This is a genomic window from Bacteroides caecigallinarum (genome assembly GCF_016902295.1).
Taxonomy (GTDB): domain Bacteria; phylum Bacteroidota; class Bacteroidia; order Bacteroidales; family Bacteroidaceae; genus Phocaeicola; species Phocaeicola caecigallinarum_A.
Genome location: NZ_JACJLQ010000004.1, coordinates 65,454 through 90,292 on the forward strand (window position 1 = coordinate 65,454; position 24,839 = coordinate 90,292).

Annotated in this window: 14 protein-coding genes; 13 read left to right on the forward strand and 1 reads right to left on the reverse strand. The window is 40.1% G+C overall.

Annotated elements, in window-relative coordinates; genetic code table 11:
- The first annotated feature begins 202 nt into the window (after positions 1–202).
- The 5 genes from H6A27_RS02245 (at position 203) to H6A27_RS02265 (ending at position 12,501) form a co-directional block, all read left to right on the forward strand.
- Positions 203–4,237, forward strand: coding sequence for a hybrid sensor histidine kinase/response regulator transcription factor (locus H6A27_RS02245; RefSeq protein ID WP_204507518.1), 4,035 nt, complete (start codon positions 203–205; stop codon positions 4,235–4,237).
- Between the two features lie 252 nt (positions 4,238–4,489).
- On the forward strand, positions 4,490–6,049 hold the full coding sequence (locus tag H6A27_RS02250; RefSeq protein ID WP_204507519.1) for a hypothetical protein: 1,560 nt from the start codon (positions 4,490–4,492) through the stop codon (positions 6,047–6,049).
- 21 nt (positions 6,050–6,070) lie between these two features.
- Entirely contained in the window at positions 6,071–9,100 is a 3,030-nt protein-coding gene (locus H6A27_RS02255; RefSeq protein WP_204507520.1) for a SusC/RagA family TonB-linked outer membrane protein, read from the forward strand.
- Positions 9,101–9,113: 13 nt separating this feature from the next.
- Positions 9,114–10,814 carry a RagB/SusD family nutrient uptake outer membrane protein gene (locus tag H6A27_RS02260; RefSeq protein WP_204507521.1) on the forward strand — a complete coding sequence of 567 codons (1,701 nt, stop codon included), beginning with the start codon at positions 9,114–9,116 and terminating at the stop codon, positions 10,812–10,814.
- 79 nt (positions 10,815–10,893) lie between these two features.
- Complete coding sequence (locus H6A27_RS02265) at positions 10,894–12,501, forward strand: glycoside hydrolase (protein WP_204507522.1); 1,608 nt, start codon at positions 10,894–10,896, stop codon at positions 12,499–12,501.
- Positions 12,502–12,588: 87 nt separating this feature from the next.
- Here H6A27_RS02265 and H6A27_RS02270 read toward each other — a convergent pair whose 3' ends face one another.
- The gene (locus H6A27_RS02270; protein ID WP_204403195.1) at positions 12,589–14,697 is read right to left on the reverse strand and encodes an HRDC domain-containing protein; all 2,109 of its coding nucleotides are present in this window, start codon (positions 14,695–14,697) and stop codon (positions 12,589–12,591) included.
- Positions 14,698–15,057: 360 nt separating this feature from the next.
- Between H6A27_RS02270 and H6A27_RS02275 the strand changes: the two genes are divergently transcribed.
- The 8 genes from H6A27_RS02275 to H6A27_RS02310 all read left to right on the forward strand — a co-directional run bounded on the left by H6A27_RS02275 (position 15,058) and on the right by H6A27_RS02310 (position 24,579).
- On the forward strand, positions 15,058–16,191 hold the full coding sequence (locus H6A27_RS02275) for an N-acetyltransferase (RefSeq protein WP_204507523.1): 1,134 nt from the start codon (positions 15,058–15,060) through the stop codon (positions 16,189–16,191).
- An 87-nt stretch (positions 16,192–16,278) separates the two neighbouring features.
- A complete protein-coding gene (locus tag H6A27_RS02280) occupies positions 16,279–18,219 on the forward strand; it encodes a DNA topoisomerase IV subunit B (RefSeq protein WP_204507524.1) in 1,941 nt (646 codons plus the stop codon).
- 5 nt (positions 18,220–18,224) lie between these two features.
- Positions 18,225–18,677: a pantetheine-phosphate adenylyltransferase gene (coaD, locus tag H6A27_RS02285; RefSeq protein WP_204403201.1), complete on the forward strand. Its 453-nt coding sequence runs from the start codon at positions 18,225–18,227 to the stop codon at positions 18,675–18,677.
- 76 nt (positions 18,678–18,753) lie between these two features.
- Positions 18,754–20,316: a S41 family peptidase gene (locus H6A27_RS02290; RefSeq protein ID WP_204507525.1), complete on the forward strand. Its 1,563-nt coding sequence runs from the start codon at positions 18,754–18,756 to the stop codon at positions 20,314–20,316.
- A gap of 237 nt (positions 20,317–20,553) precedes the next feature.
- Positions 20,554–21,225, forward strand: a complete 672-nt coding sequence (locus H6A27_RS02295; protein ID WP_154044720.1) for a succinate dehydrogenase/fumarate reductase cytochrome b subunit — start codon at positions 20,554–20,556, stop codon at positions 21,223–21,225.
- A gap of 124 nt (positions 21,226–21,349) precedes the next feature.
- Complete coding sequence (locus H6A27_RS02300; RefSeq protein WP_154044719.1) at positions 21,350–23,332, forward strand: fumarate reductase/succinate dehydrogenase flavoprotein subunit; 1,983 nt, start codon at positions 21,350–21,352, stop codon at positions 23,330–23,332.
- Positions 23,333–23,407: 75 nt separating this feature from the next.
- On the forward strand, positions 23,408–23,773 hold the full coding sequence (locus H6A27_RS02305; RefSeq protein ID WP_204507526.1) for a four helix bundle protein: 366 nt from the start codon (positions 23,408–23,410) through the stop codon (positions 23,771–23,773).
- A gap of 50 nt (positions 23,774–23,823) precedes the next feature.
- Positions 23,824–24,579 carry a succinate dehydrogenase/fumarate reductase iron-sulfur subunit gene (locus H6A27_RS02310; RefSeq protein ID WP_204403207.1) on the forward strand — a complete coding sequence of 252 codons (756 nt, stop codon included), beginning with the start codon at positions 23,824–23,826 and terminating at the stop codon, positions 24,577–24,579.
- Positions 24,580–24,839: the final 260 nt, after the last annotated feature.

The window sequence follows — 24,839 nt, forward strand, 5'->3', positions numbered from 1 at the left end:
AATAGCTTTATCAAACATTTTATTATGGCTGATAAAGCTATTTTTTTGTGCCTTATTGTATTCTGGGTTACAGTTTGCATATTTCCCTTCATTGTCTTTTGTTCTTGAAAGCCCATATTATATATTTATAAAACTGTTAAAATACAGCCTAATGTGTTGCTTTTCTTGATTTTAAATGTATTTTTGTGTAAAAAAGAAGAATATGCGTAAAATAATATTGTTGACCTTAGTGTTGCTTTGTATCGTACAAAAAAATTATTCATATCCTTATTACGTTGACCGTCTTGGCGTTATGGACGGTTTGTCTAATACATGTGTCCTTGATATTGCCCAAGACAAGTTAGGTTTTGTCTGGTTTGCTACGGAAGAAGGTCTGAATATGTTGAATGGCAATAAAATCACGTCATATTTCAAGAGTGAGGCCAACAGTATTACCGGTAATGAGTTGAATTGTGTATTGGACGACCCTACCGATTCATTATTATGGATAGGAACACAAAGATCCGGCTTAAATGTATATGATTATGTCAATGATAAGTTTATTTCGTATGTTCATGAAGAAAACAATCCTGATGGTTTGATAACAAACGATATTACAGACCTGATACCTTCGCATGACGGAAATATATGGATATCTACCTACTGGGGAGGCGTAGATTATTTTGATAAGAAAACAGGAAAATTCATTCATTATAACCGTACTACCATGCCAGGTTTGGAAAGTAACAAGGTTTGGACTGTATGCGATACTGGTGACGGAAACTTATACCTTGGTCATGTTGACTCCGGTATGAGCGTTATCGCTTTATCTGAAAGGACTGTAAAAAACTATAAGCATGACGCTAATGATCCTTCAAGTTTACCAGGAAATGAGGTAAATGCCATCTTTAAAGACAGTTATGGTAATATATGGGTCGGAACGAATAATGGATTGGCTTTATTTGATTCATCAACAGGCAAGTTCATTGACTTTTCTGATATTGATCGGCGATTAAGATTTTATGTCTATGATATAGTACAGTTTGAGAATAAGTTATGTATTGCTACAGATTTTGGTGGTGTAGTTGTGTTGCAGATTTCTCAGAATACTTTTTATCATCCGGAGGAAACTTCCATTAAAGTTATTGATAATGTTGTTGGCAATTATAGGATGTCATCGACGAGTGTCAGAAGTATTTTTGTTGACAGTTTCTCAAATTTCTGGTTTGGATTATGGGGTGGAGGAGTAGGCTTCATTGATGGAGGTAATTCACTGTTTAATAATTATATAAGTCTCAACAATGTAGAAGAAGGTCATACTTTAGATAATCCCAATGTTTTGACAGTCTGTTGTTTTGATAAGGATAAAATTATAGCGGGGAAGAACAATGGAGGTATTAGTGTTATCAGCAATGGGTATATACTTAATGAAAACATTTTAGGGAATGGTAATATTAAGGTTGTACAGTCTTCGATATGTCTTTCTAATGGTGATGTATTGCTGGGCCTTTATGGAGGCGGTTTGAAAAAATTTGATAAAGCTAAAAATTCAGTAGCACAGATATTGGATAGTCAATATGATAATCTTGATGTACGGTCTATTTATGAAGATATTGACGGTTATGTGTGGTTATCTACCAGTAGTGGTGTATATAAGCTTGATAAATACAATTATGAAATAGTAGGTCATTATCATGTAGGTAATGATATGATACGCGGGATTGTAAGAGATTCAAATGGAAACTTTTTCATAGCAACGTTCGGTGACGGACTTTTTATATTGAACAGGGACTTAGCTGTAATAAAGACATATAATGTTCTTTCTGGATTTACTTCAAATACAGTAAATCATTTATTCATTGACAGCTCTGATAATATATGGGTCGCTACAGGAGAAGGTCTGGTAATGTTTTCTCCAGACAACTATGATGATTATAAGGCTTATACTCGAAAGAATGGTTTAAATAATATCCATATTCGTGCTGTAATAGAAGATGATTGGCATAATATATGGGTAAGTACTAATAGAGGAATCAGTTGTAAAAGGAAAGACAGCGATGATTTTATTAATTATACCGAACAATATAACATTCCTGTCAGTGGCTTTAATACAGGAGCGGTTTCAAAAGATAATGACGGGATAATTTACTTTGCATCGACAGATGGACTATGTTATTTTAATCCTTATAATGTATTGTCTGAACGTCAGGCTCCCGAACCTTTTATATCAAGCTTAATAATTACTGAAGGGCTTGACACTCAGGAACCTATAAAAATAGTAATACTGCCTAAGAGGATGAAATCTATTGAACTTGCGTATTATCAGAATAATTTTAGTGTATCATTGAATGTTCTTAACTATGCGCTCGAGAAGCAGGTCGAATATGCATATATGCTTAAAGGTTTTGATCCTACCTGGTACACAGTTGATGATCCCAACAGTGTAGTATTCCGAAACATTTCGTATGGTGAATACGAGTTACGCGTGAGGTCAAGGATAATAAACCAGGAATGGAACGACGAATATATATCAATACCTATTATAGTTAAGGCTCCGGTATGGCTTTCATGGTGGGCAAAAATGATATATGCGATAGTTTTTGTTTTGTTGGTATATGCAAGTCTTCTTTTTTACAGAAGAAGGCTTAATCTGTTGTATCTGTATAGAATGGAGAAAGAAAGTCATGCCAAAGAACAGGACCTGAATCAGGAAAGATTAAGGTTCTATACAAATATAACCCATGAATTGCGAACTCCTCTTACATTGATTATAGGTCCTTTGGAAGACATGATGAATAGTAATACCCTTATCGATAAAGATAAACAAAAGGTATCTGTGATATATAAAAGTGCATTAAGACTTCTGAACCTGATTAATCAGATTCTTGAATTTAGAAAGACAGAAACACAAAACCGCAAATTATGTGTGGGATATGGAAATATATGTACTACAATATATGAGGTAGGATTGAAATTTAAGGAACTTAATACAAACAATAATGTGGAGTTCAAAATTGAGGCATCCAGTGACCACATAAATACATATTACGACAAAGAAATAATGACAATGGTTCTGGATAATCTTATTTCAAATGCTTTTAAATACACTAACAAGGGTGAGATAAAGCTTAAGGTAGATAAAATATCAGAAGGTGAGGAAAAGTTTATAGAAATTAAAGTCTCGGATACTGGATATGGTATTTCCGAGGAGGCTTTACCATTTGTCTTTGACCGCTATTATCAGGAAAAAGGATCTCATCAGGCTTCAGGAACAGGAATTGGATTGGCTCTGGTAAAGAAGCTTATAGACTTGCATCATGCCCGGATATCTATTGAAAGTAAGGTGAATGAGGGTACAGAATTCAGAATATTGTTAAGTGCCGACTATACATATCCTGATGACCTGCATAATGATGATAGTGCGGTGTGTCTTGAGAATGAAGACCTTGAGGCTGTAAATACATCTGGACAATCTGTAAACGGTGAGAAACCAATTTTGCTCGTCGTTGAGGATAATGAAGACATAAAAAACTATGTGTCGGATTCATTGTCGGATGTTTATGATGTAAGGACGGCTGACAATGGTAAGATGGGGCTCCAAATAGCATTGGACGTTGTTCCGGATGTAATAGTCACCGATATAATGATGCCTGAGATGGACGGTATTGAAGTATGCAAAACAATAAAGAACAACATGTGTACATCTCATATACCGGTAATATTGCTGACTGCTAAAAATAGTCTTCACGATAAAGAAGAAGGATATATGGCAGGTGCCGATTCGTATATAACGAAACCTTTCAGTGCCTCTTTGCTGAAGACAAGGATTGGAAATATACTTGAAACGCGTAAGAGGATTTCTGAAAAGATATCAAGTGAATATAGTGTAAAGGAAAAACGAAAACTCATATCAGAGTCCACTACTAAACTTGACAATGATTTCTTGCAGAAATTCAATAGTATTGTTGAAGCGAATCTGTCGTCTGATAAAGTAGATGTCGGATATATTGCCGATAAATTATGTATGAGTAATTCTACATTGTACCGTAAGGTAAAAGCATTGACTGGTCTGTCAACTAATGAATATATAAGGAAAATTAAGATGCAGCATGCCGAACAATTATTATTAGAAGGAAAATATAACATATCTGAAATAGCATTTATGGTTGGAATGAACAGTACTGTATATTTCCGTCAGTGTTTCAAGGAAGAGTTCGGAGTTGTACCGTCAGATTATATAAAAAGAATAAAAGGATAGTCTGAATTGTTAATATATTAAGTGGCATTATTAAAAAGACTATTCTTTTGCCCGTATTCATATATTTTATGTGTCAAAAAGCCATTCCTATCTCTGAAAGGCTGTGTTAAGTCTTTAAAAATGCATATTCAAATCATACATTGATTGATTTATATATCTTATACGAAGGATTTATAAACGTACAGATTGAAAATTAACAATAATTTTGCACGAGTAGAAAATAAAATATTGTTTAACATTAATAAAATCTGTATGAAAAAGCATTTTTACAATGCCTTATTTGGAGGCATTTTCTTGTTGGCTTTAATTGCAACTGGATGTAGTGAGGATGTGGGATATCCGGATGTGGATGGACAGGCCCCTACAATGACATTGACCACAGAACATATAAAATCTGGTGCCGGTCATGATTTTACTATTGAAGGAAAACTTATCGATGAAGACGGTATATCAGCTGTCAGATTGGAGTGTAAGGACTTGTATTTGAACAAAACCATTGATCTTATCGAAATTTATGGTGAACCAAAGAAGTCATACGATTTGAAATACTCGTTTGCTCTTGCAGCTGATGAGTTGGGCGAACAGTTCACTGTTAAAGTAACGGTAGTTGATGTAGGCGGTCGCGAAACTTCACAAGATGTATTGATTACAATGGATGGTGATTTTGAAGATCCTAAATTTCTTGTAGGACCGTCAAATAACGGATTGGTTCCTATGATATTGAAAAAGGCTGACGACGGTTCGCTTTCTGTTGATCCTTACGTTATGGAGATTCAGGTATCTGATGACCGTGCACTTCAGTCTTTGCAATTGAATATTGAAGGTGCTGCCGGTTACGAGGATATAACAGTTGATTTGGGTGGTTTGACATCTTCAAAATATGAATGGACAATTGATTTGCCTGCCGTTAAGGAAGATTATGATGCTACAATTGTAGTAACAGATAAAGAAGGTAAGACTAATACAATTAACTTTACTGTATCTGTAACAGATGTAGTTGATTTTGCTAAATTGTATTTGGCTGACGTTCCTAAAGGTGATGTTGCGGCTCTTACAAGTGATGTATTTGGTGTTCCTATGGTAATTAGCCATACTGGTGAATATCAGTATAAAGCTCGTTATTATAATAAGACAGCTGGAACTGAGATTTATTTCCTTTCAGACAAAGCTAACTTCAGTCCTGTATGTTATGGCTTGAATCCTGAAGATAATAGCAGACTTTTGAATGATCCTAATTTGGCTGAACCATTTGTTCTGGATACTCCAAATGTTTATTATGAAATTACTCTGGATTTATTGATGTCATCTTATACTATAAAGACTTATTCTGTAGAGGAAGCTTCTGATCCGATGGGACATTATGAATATGGCGAGAAATGCTTTGATGTTTGGGAAAATGGATCTGAATTGATAGAGTTCTATATTGGTTGGGGTGGCTCTCCTCAAGATGCTGGAAATCATTTGTTTGTTCAGGATGAAAATAATCCTCATCTGTTCTATTATCCAGCTGAAGGTGAAACATGGTCTTTGTCTGCTGGTGAAAAATTGAACTTTATTATTTCGAATTATCATCCATCAGGATGGTGGGATCATGTAGAATGGCGTTGTGACGATTCTAATGATATTGAAAAGTTCGGATATTTCAGTAAGAAAAACGATGTTAATCCAGACTGGGAAGGAACAAATAGACAATGGTCTGACGGAACAGCTGTTAATGATAATTGGATGAGTCCAACCGTTACAAAAGCAGGCAACTACAGATTTGAGTTTGATTCTCATTTAGGTAGAGGTAAGATTGTTCCAGCTAATTAATAAACCAATAATCATAATGATATGAAGAAACAATTTTTAGTTTTATGTCTGATGCTGCTTTCTATATGTGGCTATGCACAGACTACCGTTACAGGAACGGTAACTTCAGCTTCAGATAAGCAGCCGATGATTGGTGCTACTGTACAGATTAAAGGTTCTGGTAGTGGTACTATCACGGGTATTGATGGTGACTATATGTTGACTAATGTTGCCTCAGATGCAGTACTTGTATTTTCTTCTATAGGATACGATACTCAGGAAATTAAGGTTAATGGTCAGCAAGTTATAAATGTAGTTTTGAAAGAAGCGACCGAATTGCTTGACGAAGTTGTAGTAATCGGTTATGGTGTGGTAAAGAAAAGTGACTTGACAAGTTCTATCGCAACAGTTAAGGGTGAGGAAATCACACAGACAGTCACCGGTAATGCAATGGACGCTCTTCAAGGTAAAATAAACGGTGTACAGGTTGCCAGTGGTGGTGGTCCAGGTACTGCTCCTAAAGTCCTGATTCGTGGTGTTACCACAGTCAATGGTAGTAATCCGCTTTATGTTGTTGATGGTATGCCGGTTGGTGATAACATTAACTTCTTGAACAGTAATGATATCCAGTCAATGGAAGTTTTGAAGGATGCTTCTGCCGCAGCCATCTATGGTACTCGTGCATCTAACGGTGTAATCTTGATTACTACAAAGAAAGGTCAATCAGGAAAAGCCAATATTAATTTCACAACCTCTGTAGGTTTCCAGAATATCGCAAAACCTAAGATGGCAGGTCCTGCTGAATATAAGGAGGTTTATAATAAACGTTATGAAAACGATGGCTCTGTATCTAACTGGAATGACGCTGGAGCCACTACTAATCCTGGTGGTACTGACTGGTGGGATACTGTTGTAAACAAGACTGCAATGGTACAGAATTATTCTCTTAGCGTTTCAGGTGGTACAGATAAGTTAGTGTATAACTTTAGTTTGGGATATTATCGCAATGATTCTCAGTTTGATTATGGTTATTGGGATAAGATTAATATCCGTTTGAATACTGAATATACATTTAATAAGTATGTAAAAATGGGTGTTGACATAGCTCCACGTATGGAATCTTGGGATGATACTCCAAACCAGTTTAGTTCTGCAATGTCTATGGACCCTACTACTCCTATTTATCGTCCTCAAGAAGAATGGGATGACAATGAGTATAACAGATATCAGCGTTCATATAACAATGAGACTTGGAACCCGGCAGGCTCTATAGCACGTTCGAACTCTAACTCTCGTGAAATGGGTGCGCTTATCAATGCTTATTTGCAGGTTAACCCAATCCAGAAATTGACACTCCGTACACAGTTTGGTACTAATGCACGTTTCCGTCGTTCTGACTCATTTACTCCTGAATTCAGACTTCACGAACAGGAACAACAGCAGTTAAGTGAAGTTTCACGTCAGTCACAGGAATGGTTGGACTGGAACTGGACAAACACTATTACTTATGCTGATACTTTTGCAGAGAAACATAATTTCAATGCTATGGCAGGCTTCACTGCTGAACGTTATGCATGGTATAATACAAAGGCATTACGTCGTGATTTGCCAAACAATATGGATCAGATGCAGGAAGTAGATGCTGGTAATCCTGACAATGCTGTTGCAGAAGGAACCTCGACTTTCAATACAATGGTTTCATTCTTGGGACGTGTAATGTATAACTACGATAACAAATATTATATTACAGCTTCATTACGTGCCGATGGTTCTTCACGTTTCCCAGCCGGTAATAAATATGCTTTATTCCCATCAGCTTCAGCTTCTTGGAGAATTATCAGTGAGGAATTTATGGAAGATCAGAATATATTCTCTGACTTGAAACTTCGTGGAGGTTGGGGACGTGTAGGTAACCAGAACATCTCTAATGATGCAACTTTGACTCTTTTAAGTCAATCTCAGTATTACTTTAACGATGTATTAACTAACGGTTATTTTGTAGGTACCGTAGGTAATACTAACTTGAAATGGGAAACTGTTGAAGACTGGAACGTTGGTGTTGATATGTCTTTCCTTGATAATAGACTTGGTGTAACTTTTGAGTATTTCCAGAAGAAATCAAAAGATATGCTTTATCAGAAACAAAATATTCTTGCGTTGGGTTACGACCAGTGGAACAGCCAGATTTGGATGAATATTGGTAGTATGAATGCTAAAGGATGGGAATTAGGTCTTGACTGGAACGACCAGATAGGTAAAGACTTCACATACAATGTTGCTTTGAACTTATCTTCAGTTCGTAATAGAGCTATCAAATTCTCTGGTGATGGAGCCGTTTATACTGGAGGATTCCACGGTGACCAGATTATTAGCAATGTGGATGGTGGCTTGATTTCAAGATTCTATGGTTATGTAGCCGACGGTATATTCCAGAACTGGGAAGAGGTATATGCTCATACAGACGAACACGGAACTTTGGTTCAGCCAAATGCTCAGCCGGGTGATATCCGTTTCAAGGACTTAAACCATGATGGTAATCTTGATGCTAATGATAAGACATGGATTGGTAATCCTTATCCGGATTTGATGTTAGGATTGAATTTAGGATTTACTTACAAGAGTATTGACTTCGCAGCTAATTTCTATGGAACAATAGGTAACGACATATATAATAAGACTAAGGAAATGTATGCAGGTACTGCAGGTCAGAATGTATGGGCTGGAACAATTTATAAGGCATGGCATGGTGAAGGAACAAGCAATGATATCCCACGTTTGTCATACGGTGACTATAACCAGAACTATAGCCGTGTATCAAGCTTCTATGTTGAAGATGGTTCTTACGTTCGCTGTAAATTACTTCAGATTGGATATACATTCCCTAAGAAACTTGTAGGCGATACAGGCTTACGTATTTCATTCTCTGCACAAAATCCGTTTACAATTACTAACTATTCAGGTATGGATCCTGAAAGAGCAGCTATGGATGGTAGTGTAATTGAAACAGGTATTGACAATACTTCTTATCCTAATCCACGTACATTCTTGTTTGGAATAGACTTTAAATTTTAACTCTTGAATGAATATGAAAAAGATATTTTCAATTATTGCAATATTTTCCTCGCTGATGTTTGTTTCTTGTGAGGACTTCCTTACAGAAGAAGTACGAGGAAAACAGAATCTTGACACTTATTTTAGTACGGCAGAAGAGTGCCAAGCGTATATAACAGGTTGCTATCAAGGTATTACCTTTGGCGATTGGTGGCAAATCAATACAGTTTGGTTGCTTTCAGAAATGTGTAGCGATGACGCATGGATGGGTAATACTTCTCAGGACCAGACTGATTATATCACCTTGGCTCATTATAGAGGTAATGGAGCAAGTAACGGTGTAATTTCCAACTTCTGGCAGTATCGTTACAAAGGAATTGCGCGTTGTAATATAGCTATCGACCGTATTCCTAATGCTGGATTGGAGGATGTCGCTTTGCAGAACCGTTTTGTTGCTGAAGCGCGTTTCTTGCGTGGATATTTCTATTTTGAATTGGCAAGAAACTTTGGTGGTGTACCTTTGTTGACTAATTTTATGATGCCTGAGGATGTAATAGGTATTAAACGTTCTTCGTTGGAAGATACTTATAAGTTCATTGAGGAAGACTTAAAAGCTGCAGCAGAAGTTCTGCCAAAACGTAGCGAATATGCTGCTGCTGATCTTGGACGTGCTACAAGTGGTGCTGCTTTAGGTTTGCTTGGTAAGGTATATCTTTATCAGGAAAAATGGCAGGAAGCACACGATGTACTTCAGAAACTTGTTAAGGAGTCTGGTTATACTGGTGAAGATTCACAGATAGGTGAGTATGATTTACTTCCTGAATTTGGACAGGTTTGGGATTGCAATCACGATAATAGTATAGAAAGTCTTTTTGAAGTACAGTATCAATATCACCCTTCATTGGGCGTAGGTGGTTCGCTATCTACTGTAACAGGAGCTCGTAACTCTGGTGCTGCTCTTGGTGACGGTTGGTGCTGGTGTCAGCCAACAGCTAATCTTGAGGCTGCATACGGTGATGACGATATTCGTCGTCAGTGGACAATCATTTCATCAGGATGTACAGAAATTGCAGGTGAAACAGCTGAAAACTTTGCTAAAATCTTGAAAGATAATAAGGGTACAATTACCGACCATGCCAAAGTGGCTGAAAAATATGGATGGGATCCAAATTGTTTGATAATAAATCCTGTGGCTCACAAGTCAGGACGTATTATCCGTAAATATTATATTCCAATAGATGATCAACCGGAAAATTACTACCAGACAAAGAGTCCATTGAATCATCGTGTTCTTCGTTATGCAGATGTATTGCTGATGTATGCCGAGGCATGCAACGAATTGGGTGACGACTCTCATGCACAGGCTGCTCTGAATAAAGTAAGGAATCGTGTTAACTTGCCTTCTGTTACTGCTACAGGTAAAGAACTCCGTGATGCTATCCGTAATGAACGTCGTCTTGAATTGGCTTTCGAACAGAACCGTCTGTATGATATTCGTCGTTGGAAGGATGACAGCGGCAATCCGCTTATCGCAAGTATTCTTGGTCCTAACGGTTCATTCGTAAAATGGAATACTGATGAGGCTACACGCGATCCATTTGAATGGGACAATCAGGGTGAAGACAGTAATAAGGGTATATCATTTGATGTGACTAGAGATCTTATTTTCCCTATTCCTATCTATGAAATTACTATGTCAGGTGGTTCTATAGAGCAGAATCCAGGATGGAATTAATATTTTTTGATATGCAATAAACAGGAAGCTGTTGCAGGTATTTATGGTATTTGCAACAGCTTGTTTAATATAAAAAATTATGAATTGTTTTGATTATAAGTTTTTGATATTGGCTTTAGGTTTTGCTTTTGTAGGTTGCAGTAGCGAAGAAACCCCTGAAGCTCCGGACTCTGGAGATGATGATATTCCTGAGGTTAGTGTTGGTAAGGTCGTATCTATTAATCCTGCTGAGAAGTTTCAGACAATAAAAGGTTTCGGAGCTTCAGACTGTTGGTCACCAAGTTTTGTTGGAAAGTATTGGACTGATAGTCGTGCTGCAATTTCAGAGCTGTTATTCTCTTCTGAGATTGTTGAAGGACAGCCCAAAGGAATTGGTCTGTCACTGTGGAGAGTAAATTTAGGTGCAGGCTCTGCTGAGCAAGGCGATGCAAGTGGTATAGAAGATAAGTCAAGGCGTGCAGAGTCATATATGTCATCGGATGGAAGTTATGATTGGAATAAATGCGAGGGACAGCGTTATTTTATGAGTCGTGCAAAAGAGTTGGGTGTCCCTAACTTTATATTGTTCAGCAACAGTCCTCTTGTTCAATATACAAAGAATGGCAAAGGCTTGTCAAACAGCGGAATGAACAGCAACCTGAAAGATGACTGTTATGATGATTATGCAAAATATATGGCCGATGTCGCAAAACATTATACTGACGAAGGATACAATATCACTCATATCTCGCCTGTAAATGAACCGCAATATAACTGGGATAGCGGTCAGGAAGGTAGTGGATGGACTAATGATCAGGTAGCTAAGCTTGCGAGAGAGCTTGATGCAAGCCTTACAGCTAACGGACTTTCTACAGATATACTTCTTGGTGAAGCTGGTGACTGGGAATATTTGTACAAGGTAAAAAATGAACAGGAAAGAAGCAATGTTATATCAGCTTTCTTCACTCCTGGCTCTTCGGCATACGTCGGTGACCTGCAGCATGTGAATAACCTTATTTGTGGTCATAGCTACTGGACTGATGGCACCTGGGATGGAATGAGAGATGTAAGGCTTAATGTGCATAATAAAGCCGTTGAATATAACCTTGAGTTGTGGCAAAGTGAATGGAGTATGTTGGGCGATGGATACAGCTCTTCAGAATTTGTTGGTTACGATGCTGCAACTGAAATGGATATAGCCCTTTACATGTCGAAGGTTATTCATAATGATTTGACTGTCGCACAGGTGTCTTCATGGAGCTATTGGACATCCATGGATGTCTCAAGATGGGGACATAAAAACAGATTTTTGCTTATTTCATTGGTTCCAAAAGGCGGTGAAAGTGGTGATATCGCTGAAGAGGGTTCCTACAGAGCTACTCCGACTTTATGGGTATTAGGTAACTATAGCCGTTTCATTCGTCCTGGATATACAAGAATAAATCTGACAATGAATGAAAATATGAATTTCTTTGGCTCTGCATGGATTTCACCTGAAGGAGACAAAATTGTTGCTGTTTATTCTAATCTTTCCGATAAAGCTGTTAAACTGGTTGATGAAAGCGAAGGATGGAGCAGTCAGCCAAAATCAGTGACTACATATACTTCAAGTCTTTCAAAGAATCTTAAGGAAAGAACAGTACCTACTGATGGTGATGTTTATGTTGATGCAAATAGCGTTACTACTGTTGTTTATCAATTGAATTGATAAAGTCTATAATTAAGATATAATAAAAAGATGGCATGTAGAAATAAATACTTGCCATCTTTTTTTATCCCTAATCAGAGGTTAGGCCTATCTGAATTTTTCCACTATTTCCATTATAGCCTTGCCATATTTCTCCACGGTTTTCTTTCCTATACATTTTATGCGGAGAAGCTCGCGCTCGTTTTTCGGCAGAATGTTTGACAGGCCAATGATGGCTTTCTGCTGAAGTATGGTATATGCCGGCAGTCCCTGGTTGGCGGCCTCTTTTCTGCGCCATTCCACCAGTGCACGATACAGTTCCATATTTCCGATGTCGCTGCTCTCAAGCGGAATTTTCTTTTCCGTTTTTTCGCGTTTCTTGCTTGCAGGGGTCTTGTTATCCTCCATACTCAATATTGCGCGTTTACGGAGAAAATCCTGTACGTGGAAACCTTTGTCGTGAACATGCTCCATGAGTGCGGACTTTATTCTTACTGCATCAGTCAGCTCATCGAATGCCGTTTCTATCCTTTTCCGTATCTCCTTGTTGTCGGATGTAATGTCCGTACTGTCCAGCAGATCCTGTAGCGGTCTGAGCATCTCGGCAAAATATTCCGATGCGCTGTATATGCGGTCCTGAAGTGCTTTGTCTGTCTCGCAGTCGGCAGCCAGTGCAGTCATACGTGTGTATTGGTTCTCGAATTTCGAACTTACTTCCATTATTGAGTGTTTGAAACGTTCAGCCTCATTCTTATACATCTCAAGCTGTTTGGGATATGTCCTGTACAGATGTTCGTCCACCAGTCTGATATAATGGTTGAGTGATATTTCCATCTGTCTGAATCCGAACAGCTGTTTCAGCAGGTCGGTGAAATACGCTCTTTGCATGGCCGAACATTGCTCCATGGTAGGAGTGGTTTTACGTTGCTCGTCGGTAAACGAGTCTATCACCCTGTCGCTTATCACGGATCCTGCAGAGATCGGCGAGCTGAGTACCAGACCTTCAAAGGTGCGGCATCGGCTCAGGGCAACGTATGCCTGGCCGTGTGCAAAGGATGATGACACATCTATTATAGCCTTGTCGAATGTAAGTCCCTGGCTCTTGTGGACTGTAATTGCCCATGCCAGTTTCAGTGGATACTGCTTGAATGTACCTTCCACCTCTTCCACTATCTCTTTTGTCTCTTCGTCCAGTGTGTATCTGGCATTTGCCCATTCGGCTTCTTCCAGAATCACCCTGGTGCCGGTTTCGCTTACCGTCACTTCTATCCCTTCGTGCGAAACGTTGGTGATACGTCCTATCGTTCCGTTGGCATACCTGTGCATGCCCGATATGTCGTTTTTCACGAACATCACCTGCGCGCCTTTCTTCAGCTCCAGTTCAAGGTCTGTCGGGTAAGAATAGTCCGGAAAGTTCCCTTCTATGGTAGCCTTGAACTTATAGCTTCGTGTAGGTAGTTCGTCCAGCTTTCTTTGGTTTATCTGCTGTGCCTGCACATTGTGTGTAGTGAGTCGGATATATCCGTCGTCATTATTAGGATTGAAGTTGGGGATATACCTGCTGTTCAGCTCTTTTATGTCATTGCCCGTGCAGCGGTTTTCCCTTATGGCATTCAGCAGCGAGAGGAAGTGAATGTCGCTCTGTCGATATACTTTCTTTAGTTCTATGGTGCAGAATGAGGTCTCTCTGAGCGCATGGCTTGAGAAGAAATACGGCGAGTCGTAGTATTCCGAAAGCATCTGCCACTCATCGTTCTTGGCTACGGGAGGAAGCTGCTGTATGTCTCCAATCAGGAGAAGTTGCACTCCGCCGAACGGCTTGCTGCTTCGTCTGAAGCGTCGAAGCACATCGTCAATGGCATCCAGAAGGTCGGCACGCACCATACTTATCTCGTCTATCACAAGCAGGTCAATACTTCGCATGATGTTCAGCTTCTCCTTTCCGAAGCGGAAGCGGTATTTTGCATCACCTCCGAAAGCAGTTCCCGGAATGTATGGCGCAAAAGGGAGTTGGAAGAAAGAGTGTATTGTCATTCCTCCTGCATTGATGGCTGCTATACCGGTAGGTGCAAGGATAATCATTCTCTTGGGAGATTCTTTTACCAGTGTTCTCAGAAACGTGGTTTTACCTGTACCGGCCTTTCCGGTCAGGAATATGTTAGTCCCTGTCTGTGCTATCAGTGTATTGGCGAGTTCGAGCTCCGGATTTGTATTCATGTGCGATTCGCTTTAATTCAAGTATATATGGCAAATATAGTTCATTTGTTTATTTCATCAACCGGTAAAATTCATTTTGTGCTGTAGAAATGATGTTTTATTCCTTTCATAATCTATAAATATAACTTGTATTTATAAAAATATAAGTTGTATATATATAAATCAAATTTGTATTTATAAAAATATAGCTTTTATTTATAGAATAATTGAGCATACAAACAGCTTTTTGTACTGTAGAATTATCTTTTTAGTTCCCAATATTAATTCCTTATTTTGAGTAAAGTCCTTATTTTTACCGTAACAGCCATGAAATAAACACAAAAAATATTAACTTTACGCCGAAATTTCAATTTAACAAAAATGGCCATTATCATTAAGAAAGTCAGGACGAAGAAAGATTTTCACACTTTCATTCGTCTCAATTATGAATTATACAAGAACAATCCTTATTCCGTACCTGATTTGTACGACGACATGGTTAATACTCTAAGCAGGGATAAGAATGCCGCTTTCGAGTTCTGCGAGGCTGAATATTTTCTGGCTTATAAGGATGGAAAGCCTGTTGGACGTGTGGCGGCAATAATCAATAACCGTGCCAATGAGACTTGGAACAAGAGAGAGGTACGTTTCGGATGGATTGATTTTATTGACGACGCGGAGGTGTCGAAAGCGCTTATTGATGAAGTAGAAAAATGGGGTAAAGAAAGGGGTATGGAATATGTTGTAGGTCCGTTGGGATTTACAGATATGGATCCTGAAGGTATGTTGGTCGAAGGATATGACCAGCTTGGAACAATGTCCACAATTTATAATTATCCATACTATCCGCAGCATATAGAGAAACTTGGTTTCGAGAAGGAAGCTGATTGGGTTGAATTCAAGCTTAAAGTGCCTGAAAAACTTCCTGAGAAGTTTGTGCGTATCTCGGAAATCATTCTTCAGAAATATAATCTCAAGATTAAGAAAATCACCCGTAAGGAACTTAAAGAGAAGAATTACGGTCAGAGGATATTCGACCTTATAAACGAAGCATACGCTCCGCTTTATGGATTCTCGAAGATGACTCAGGGTCAGATAGACCAGTACATAAAGATGTATCTGCCTGTGATTGACCTTCGTATGGTATCTTTGGTGGAAGATGCTGCCGGCGAACTTGTTGCTGTAGGTATATCCATGCCGTCATTGTCTGAAGCGCTTCAGAAAGCAAAGGGAAAGATGCTGCCCTTCGGATGGTGGCATCTGCTTAAGGCTTTGTTTATCAAGAGACCTAAGATTCTTGACCTGTTGCTTGTAGGAGTTAAGCAGGAATATCAGAGCAAGGGTGTCAATGCTCTTCTGTTCTACGATTTGGTGCCTGTATATAAGGAAATGGGTTTTGAATATGGCGAAAGCAACCCGGAACTGGAAGATAATAAGAAGGTACAGTCGCAGTGGAGTGCGTTCGAGTCTGAGCAGCACAAACGCCGCCGTGCTTACAAGAGAAAAATAAATTGATACAGTTGACAAGTTGACTAGGTACTAGATACTAGGGGAACCTGGTCAACTGGTAACTCGTCAACTAGTAACTAAAATAAAAATACAATGGATGAACTGAATCATAATGTAAATGCTTCGGAACCTCAGGTGTCATATACTGAAGAGAATATCCGTCACTTGAGCGACATGGAACATGTGCGTACCCGTCCGGGTATGTATATCGGACGCCTGGGCGATGGCTCACAGGCGGAGGACGGTATATATGTGTTGCTCAAGGAAGTGGTGGACAACAGTATCGACGAATTCAAGATGGGGGTTGGAAAGCGTATCGATATCACTCTTGAGGATAATCTCAGAGTCTCTGTGCGCGACTATGGCCGTGGTATCCCTTTGGGAAGTCTTGTGGATGCAGTATCCATGTTGAACACCGGAGGTAAGTATGACACCAAGGCTTTCAAGAAAAGTGTTGGACTTAACGGTGTTGGCGCCAAGGCTGTCAATGCCCTCAGTGTGAAGTTTATAGCACGGAGCGTCCGCGATGGTCAGATGCGTGAGGCTGTGTTCGAAAGAGGAGAGCTGGTTAGCGATAAGACTTCGGCTACAAATGAGGAGAACGGAACATATATCTATTTCGAGCCTGACAATACACTGTTCCTGAATTATCATTTCCGTCCGGAGTTCATTGAAACAATGCTCCGCAACTATACTTACCTTAATACTGGTTTGTCCATTTATTATAACGGACGCCGCATTGTGAGCCGTAACGGACTTGAGGACCTCTTGAATGATAATATGACTTCCCAAGGTATATATCCTATAGTTCATCTGACAGGCGAGGACATAGAAATAGCATTCACGCATAGCCCTCAGTATGGTGAGGAATATTATTCCTTCGTCAACGGTCAGCATACTACCCAGGGTGGTACTCACCAGAGCGCATTCAAGGAACACATTGCCCGTACGATTAAGGAATTCTATGGTAAGAACCTTGAATATCAGGATATACGAAACGGGCTGGTGGCTGCCATTGCCATTAACGTTATAGAGCCTACATTCGAGAGTCAGACCAAGATAAAGCTCGGTTCGCTTACAATGGCGCCTGAAAAGGATACAGACGGTAATCCGTATCCGCTTTCGGGAGTGAGTGTGAATAAGTTCGTGGGCGATTTCATCAAGGTTAATGTAGATAACTATCTGCACAAGCATCCTGATGTGGCTGAGGTTTTATTGCAGAAGATTCAGGAATCCGAGAAAGAGAGAAAAGCCATTGCCGGAGTGACAAAAATAGCGCGCGAAAGGGCGAAGAAAGCAAATCTCCACAACCGTAAGCTTCGCGACTGCCGAATACATCTGAACGATGTCAAGTCCGGCAAGAAGGATGAGGAGAAAGATCCTCGTCTGGACAGTGCCATCTTTATTACCGAGGGTGATTCTGCAAGCGGTTCAATAACCAAGAGCCGTGATGTGAATACACAGGCAGTGTTCAGCTTGCGTGGTAAACCGCTTAACTCGTTCGGGCTTACCAAAAAGGTGGTTTACGAGAATGAGGAATTCAATCTGCTTCAGGCTGCTCTTAATATCGAGGACGGTCTTGACGGACTGCGATATAATAAGGTGATTGTGGCTACCGATGCCGATGTCGATGGTATGCACATACGACTGCTGATGATAACTTTCTTCCTGCAGTTTTTCCCCGACCTGATAAAGAAAGGCCACGTATATATACTCCAGACTCCTTTGTTCCGTGTGAGAAACAGGAAAAAAGGTACATACGTTACACGCTACTGTTACACCGACGAGGAAAGACTTGCCGCCATTGATGAACTAGGACCTAATCCGGAAATAACCCGATTCAAAGGTCTGGGAGAAATATCTCCTGATGAGTTCCGCAACTTTATTGGCGAGGATATGCGTCTGGAACAGGTGACTCTGAGAAAGACTGATGCCGTGAAGGAACTTCTGGAATTCTATATGGGAAAGAACACCATGGAGAGACAGAACTTCATCATTGAGAATCTGGTGGTTGAAGAAGATGTAAATTTATAAATGAAATGAAAAAAGCAATATTTCCCGGTACCTTCGACCCGTTTACTATCGGACACTTTTCGGTAGTGAAACGTGCCCTTACGTTTATGGACGAGGTGGTGATAGGTATCGGTATAAATGACAGTAAGCGCACATGGTTTCCTACAGAGAAACGTGTGGATATGATACGCCGGCTTTATGCTGACGAGCCGAGAATAAAAGTCGCCTCATATTCGGGGCTGACAATAGATTTCGCACGCGAGTGTGGCGCGCAGTTTATAGTACGTGGCATACGTACCGTACGCGATTTTGAATACGAAGAAACCATTGCCGACATTAACCGCAAGATGGCGGGAATAGAAACCATACTGCTGTTTACCGAGCCGGAACTGACTTCTGTAAGTTCCACCATCGTGCGCGAACTTCTTCAGTTTGGCAAGGATGTCAGTCCTTTCTTGCCTGAAGGAATGAAACTTTAGTTTTTAAGTTTTTTAGTTCTTTAGTTTTTAAGTTGGTTGATGCTTACAAACTTACAAACTCACAAACTCACAATATATGAAGCTTAAATTACTATCTACTATATGTTTATTCATTAGTTTAACACTATTTGTTGAAGCTCAGAACAGATTATTGAATTCTCCTGCCAGAAAACTTCAGCTGGCAGAGTTCGCAATTGCCAATCTTTATGTTGACGATGTGGATGAGGACAAATTGGTGGAAGACGCCATAATAAATATGCTTGAAGAGCTTGATCCGCATTCCACTTATTCAGACGCTGAAGAAGTAAAGAAACTGAACGAACCCCTTGTAGGTAATTTCGACGGTATCGGAGTGCAGTTTAATATGGCTACAGATACATTGTTCGTTATACAGCCTGTCTCAGGTGGCCCATCGGAAAAGGTGGGAATCTTGGCAGGCGACCGTATTATAGAGGTGAATGATACTGTGATAGCAGGTGTGAAGATGAGCACGGAGGAGATTATGCGTCGCCTGCGTGGCCCTAAAGGTACAAAAGTCAACCTGAAGATAATGCGCCGTGGAGTTCCGGAACTGTTGCCCTTCACCGTCAAGCGTGACAAAATACCTGTATATAGTCTTGATGCGTCGTATATGATGACCAAGACTACGGGATATATACGCATAAGTCGTTTCGCGGCTACTACTGCCGACGAGTTTGAAGAAGCTTTGCATAATCTTCAGAAAAAAGGTATGCGCAATCTTATTCTCGACCTTCAGGGAAATGGTGGCGGATATCTTAATGCTGCCATTGAAATAGCAAACCATGTGCTCGAGAAAGGTGAACTTATAGTATATACTGAAGGCAAGCGCAATCCACGTACAGAGTTTAATGCACGTGGAAACGGTGATTTTCGCACTGGAAACCTTGTAGTGCTGGTAGATGAGTTCTCCGCATCGGCAAGTGAGATTGTGACAGGAGCCATTCAGGACTGGGACAGGGGAATGGTAGTGGGCAGACGCACATTCGGTAAGGGACTTGTACAGAGACCTATCGACTTGCCTGACGGTTCTATGATACGTCTGACTGTGGCACGCTATTACACACCTTCCGGCAGGTGTATCCAGAAACCGTACGAAAGTATTGAACAGTATAACAGAGACCTTATAGAGAGGTATAACCGTGGCGAGATGCAGAGTGCGGACAGCATTCATTTCCCTGATTCTCTTAAGACGAAGACTTTGAAGAAAGGACGTATAGTATATGGAGGCGGAGGTATAATGCCTGATTACTTTGTGCCTATCGACACTACTTATTATACAGATTATTATTTGGCGTTGCGCGACAAGGGAGCCATCGTACAGCAAAACCTGAAACTGATTGACGCTCATCGCAGCGAGTGGAAAGAAAAATACAAGACTTTCGATCGTTTCAACAAGCGCTTTGAGGTGACAGATGAAATGTTAGATGATTTGATTGAACTCGGTAAGACTCTCGGTGTGGAATATAAGGAAGAGGAGTATAAGACAGCTCTCCCACTGATAAAGACACAACTCAAGGCTCTTATAGCATGCGACCTCTGGGATATGAACGAATATTTTCAGGTGATAAACTCTATTAATGAGACAGTACAGAAAGGGCTGGAGCTGATAGAGGATTAGTTGATTAGTTTTTAAGTTCTTTAGTTTTTTAGTTGGTTGTCATAAACAAACTCACAAACTCATAAACTCACAAACTCATACATGCAAACTCATAACTTAAATTAAAGAATTATTTCCTTAATTGTTTGTAATAATGATGGAAATAGTCTAAATTTGCCCATTATTATGAACATTAGTAGAGACTATTGTACAGACTATTTTAGTTTTAATAATTAAATAATTTAAAATCAATCATTTATGTGGTTAAGTAATTCATCTATTGGTAGGAAAGTGGTGATGAGCGTTACAGGTATCGCCCTTGTCCTGTTTCTGACATTTCACATGGCGATGAACCTTGTTGCATTGTTCTCAGGTGAGGCGTACAACATGGTTTGCGAGTTCCTGGGTGCTAACTGGTACGCATTGGTTGCAACTTTGGCTTTGGCTGCCTTGTTTGTAATTCACATCATCTATGCTTTCTGGTTGACTATCCAGAACCGTGCTGCACGTGGTAACGAACGTTACGCAGTAACAGTTAAGCCAAAGAACGTAGAATGGGCTTCACAGAACATGCTTGTTCTTGGTATTATCGTGATTTTGGGATTGGCTCTTCACTTTGCCAATTTCTGGTACAAAATGCAGTTCGCTGAAATCATCGGCGACCCTATGATGGGCGGTCTTCATGCAACTGACGGCTATGGTTACATTATGCAGACATTCTCAAACCCTGTATTCTTTGTATTGTACCTGGTTTGGTTGGCTGCTCTTTGGTTCCATCTTACTCACGGATTCTGGAGCTCTATGCAGTCTTTGGGTTGGAACAACAAGACTTGGATCAACCGTTGGAAATGCATCTCTAACATCTATTCAACAATCATCGTGTTGGGATTTGCTCTTGTAGCAATCGTATTCTTCGTAAAAAACTTGTAATAAGTTTTTGAGTTTTTGAGTTCTTTAGTTTTTAAGTTTGCTGATTTCACAAACTCACAAACTAATAAACTCATATTACAAACTCATAAACTCTTAAACTCACAAACTAAAATTGAAAAACATTATGACTAAAGTTTTAGATTCTAAGATTCCTGAAGGCCCAATAGCTGAGAAATGGACTAACTATAAAGCTCACCAGAAATTGGTGAACCCGGCTAACAAACGCCGCTTGGATATCATCGTTGTAGGTACAGGTTTGGCAGGTGCTTCTGCTGCCGCTTCACTTGGTGAAATGGGATTCCGTGTATTCAACTTCTGTATCCAGGACTCTCCACGTCGTGCACACTCTATCGCTGCACAGGGTGGTATCAATGCTGCTAAAAATTATCAGAACGACGGTGACTCTGTATATCGTCTATTCTACGATACAGTGAAAGGTGGTGACTATCGTGCTCGTGAAGCTAACGTTTACCGTCTTGCCGAAGTTTCTAACAATATTATCGACCAGTGCGTTGCACAGGGTGTTCCTTTCGCTCGCGAATACGGTGGTACACTTGCCAACCGTTCTTTCGGTGGTGCTCAGGTATCACGTACTTTCTATGCTAAAGGTCAGACCGGACAGCAGTTGCTTCTTGGCGCATACTCTGCATTGAGCCGCCAGGTAGGTGCCGGTACAGTTAAATTGTTCACTCGTTACGAAATGCTCGACGTCGTTTTGGTTGAAGGTCGTGCACGCGGTATCATCGCAAAGAACCTCGTAACAGGTAAACTTGAACGTTTCGCCGCTCATGCAGTGGTTATCGCTACAGGTGGATACGGTAACACTTACTTCCTTTCTACTAACGCTATGGCATGTAACGTAACAGCTGCCATGTCTTGCTACCGTAAGGGAGCTATGTTCGCTAACCCAGCTTACGTTCAGATTCACCCAACATGTATTCCTGTTCACGGTGACAAGCAGTCTAAGCTTACATTGATGTCAGAATCACTCCGTAACGACGGTCGTATCTGGGTTCCTAAGAATATTGAAGACGCTAAAGCACTTCAGGCAGGAACTAAGAAGGGTAGTGATATCCCTGAAGAAGAACGCGACTACTATTTGGAACGCCGTTATCCTGCATTCGGTAACCTTGTTCCACGTGACGTTGCTTCACGTGCAGCTAAGGAACGTTGCGACCACGGTTACGGTGTAAACAACACAGGTCTTGCCGTATTCCTTGACTTCTCTGAAAGTATCGAACGTCTTGGTCTTGATGTTGTTCGTCAGCGTTACGGTAACCTCTTCGATATGTACGAAGAAATCACAGACGTTAATCCGGGTGAACTTGCAAAAGAAATCAACGGACGCAAATACTACAACCCAATGATGATTTATCCTGCTATCCACTATACAATGGGTGGTATTTGGGTTGACTACGAACTTCAGACAACTATCAAGGGTCTGTTCGCAATCGGTGAATGTAACTTCTCTGACCACGGTGCTAACCGTCTTGGTGCATCTGCATTGATGCAGGGTCTTGCTGACGGTTACTTCGTATTGCCTTACACTATCCAGAACTACTTGTCAGACCAGATTACAGTTCCTCGCTTCTCTACAGATCTTCCTGAATTCGCTGAAGCTGAAAAGGCTGTCCAGGCTAAGATTGACCACCTGATGAACATCAAGGGTAAGAAGTCAGTTGACTCAATCCACAAGGAATTGGGCCGCGTAATGTGGGAATATGTAGGTATGGGACGTACTGCAGAAGGCTTGAAGACAGGTTTGGCTCGTCTGAAAGAAATCCGCAAGGAATTCGAAACAGAACTGTTTATCCCTGGAGCTAAAGAAGGTATGAACATCGAACTTGACAAGGCATTCCGTCTTGACGACTTCATCACTATGGGTCAGCTTATCGCTTACGATGCTTTGAACCGTGAAGAATCTTGTGGTGGTCATTTCCGTGAAGAACACCAGACTGAAGAAGGTGAAGCTAAGCGTGATGACGAAAACTTCTTCTATGTAGCTTGCTGGGAATACCAGGGAAGCGACGACAAGGCTCCTGTACTTTATAAGGAACCATTGGTTTACGAAGCAATCAAAGTACAGACTCGTAACTATAAGAGTTAAGTTTTTAAAGTTTAATTAGTTGACAAGGTACTAGTTGACTAGAAACTAGTTGACTAGGTTAAAAGAAATGAGTATATGAGTAGTCATAAGAGTTTGCTCGTTTGGAGTAGAAGTATTGCAATGGTTAAAGCCTTGTATTTGATTACTCAAAAGTTTCCTTTGTGTGAATTATATGGTATCACTTCTCAAATGCGACGTGCTGCCATATCCATCCCTTCAAATATAGCAGAAGGGTATGCTAGGGCGCATGACAAAGAGTTATTACATTTTCTTTATATATCATTAGGATCTGCATCCGAGTTAGAGACCCAATTGATTATCTGTAAAGAAATTGGCTATCTTACCGAAGGACAATATGTAGAACTTGAGATGATGAACAGTGAAATAATGAAAATGTTGACATCGCTGATAAATAATAAAAAGAAAGCTATAACCCCCTAGTACCTAGTACCTAGTGCCTAGTACCTAGTCAACTCAAATAAAGAAGTAAAATGGATAAAAATATATCATTTACGCTGAAAGTTTGGCGTCAGAACGGACCTAAGGATAAAGGTCATTTCGATACATTCCAGATGAAAGACATTCCGGGTGATACTTCATTCCTCGAAATGCTCGATATCTTGAATGAAATGTTGATTGAAGAAGGTAAAGAACCTATAGTATTCGATCACGACTGCCGTGAAGGTATCTGCGGTATGTGTTCATTGTACATCAACGGACATCCACACGGACCTGCAACAGGTGCTACTACTTGCCAGATTTACATGCGTCGTTTCAAAGACGGCGATACTATCACAGTTGAACCATGGCGTTCTGCAGGTTTCCCTGTAATCAAGGACTTGATGGTTGACCGTTCTGCATACGATAAGATTATGCAGGCTGGTGGTTTCGTAAGCGTATCTACAGGTGCTCCTCAGGATGCAAACGCTATCCTTATCCCTAAGACAGTTGCTGACGAAGCTATGGATGCTGCTACATGTATCGGTTGCGGTGCTTGTGTAGCTGCATGTAAGAACGGTTCTGCTATGCTTTTCGTTTCTGCAAAAGTCAGCCAGTTGAACCTTCTTCCTCAGGGTAAGCCGGAAGCTTTGCGTCGTGCTAAGGCAATGTTGTCTAAGATGGACGAACTTGGTTTCGGTAACTGTACAAACACTCGTGCTTGTGAGGCTGAATGTCCAAAATGTGTTTCTATCAGCAACATCGCTCGTTTGAACCGTAACTTTATCAAAGCAAAACTGAAAGACTAATATAAATTGCTTTTGAATGACAGTCCGGTCCCGTTAGTTCGGGACCGGATTTTTTTTGTGCTGTCTTACGATAAAATATCGTTAACGCACACTAAAATTCATGCTAACAAATTATTATTTTAATAGTCAAATATATGCTAATGTGAAATATTTCTAAATACAAAGATTTTTATAGTTGGATTACTTGCATTTATTGCGTGTAAATTATACATTTGCAACGTGATTTTTTTCATAGTATTAGATTTAAGGTTAACAAGGTA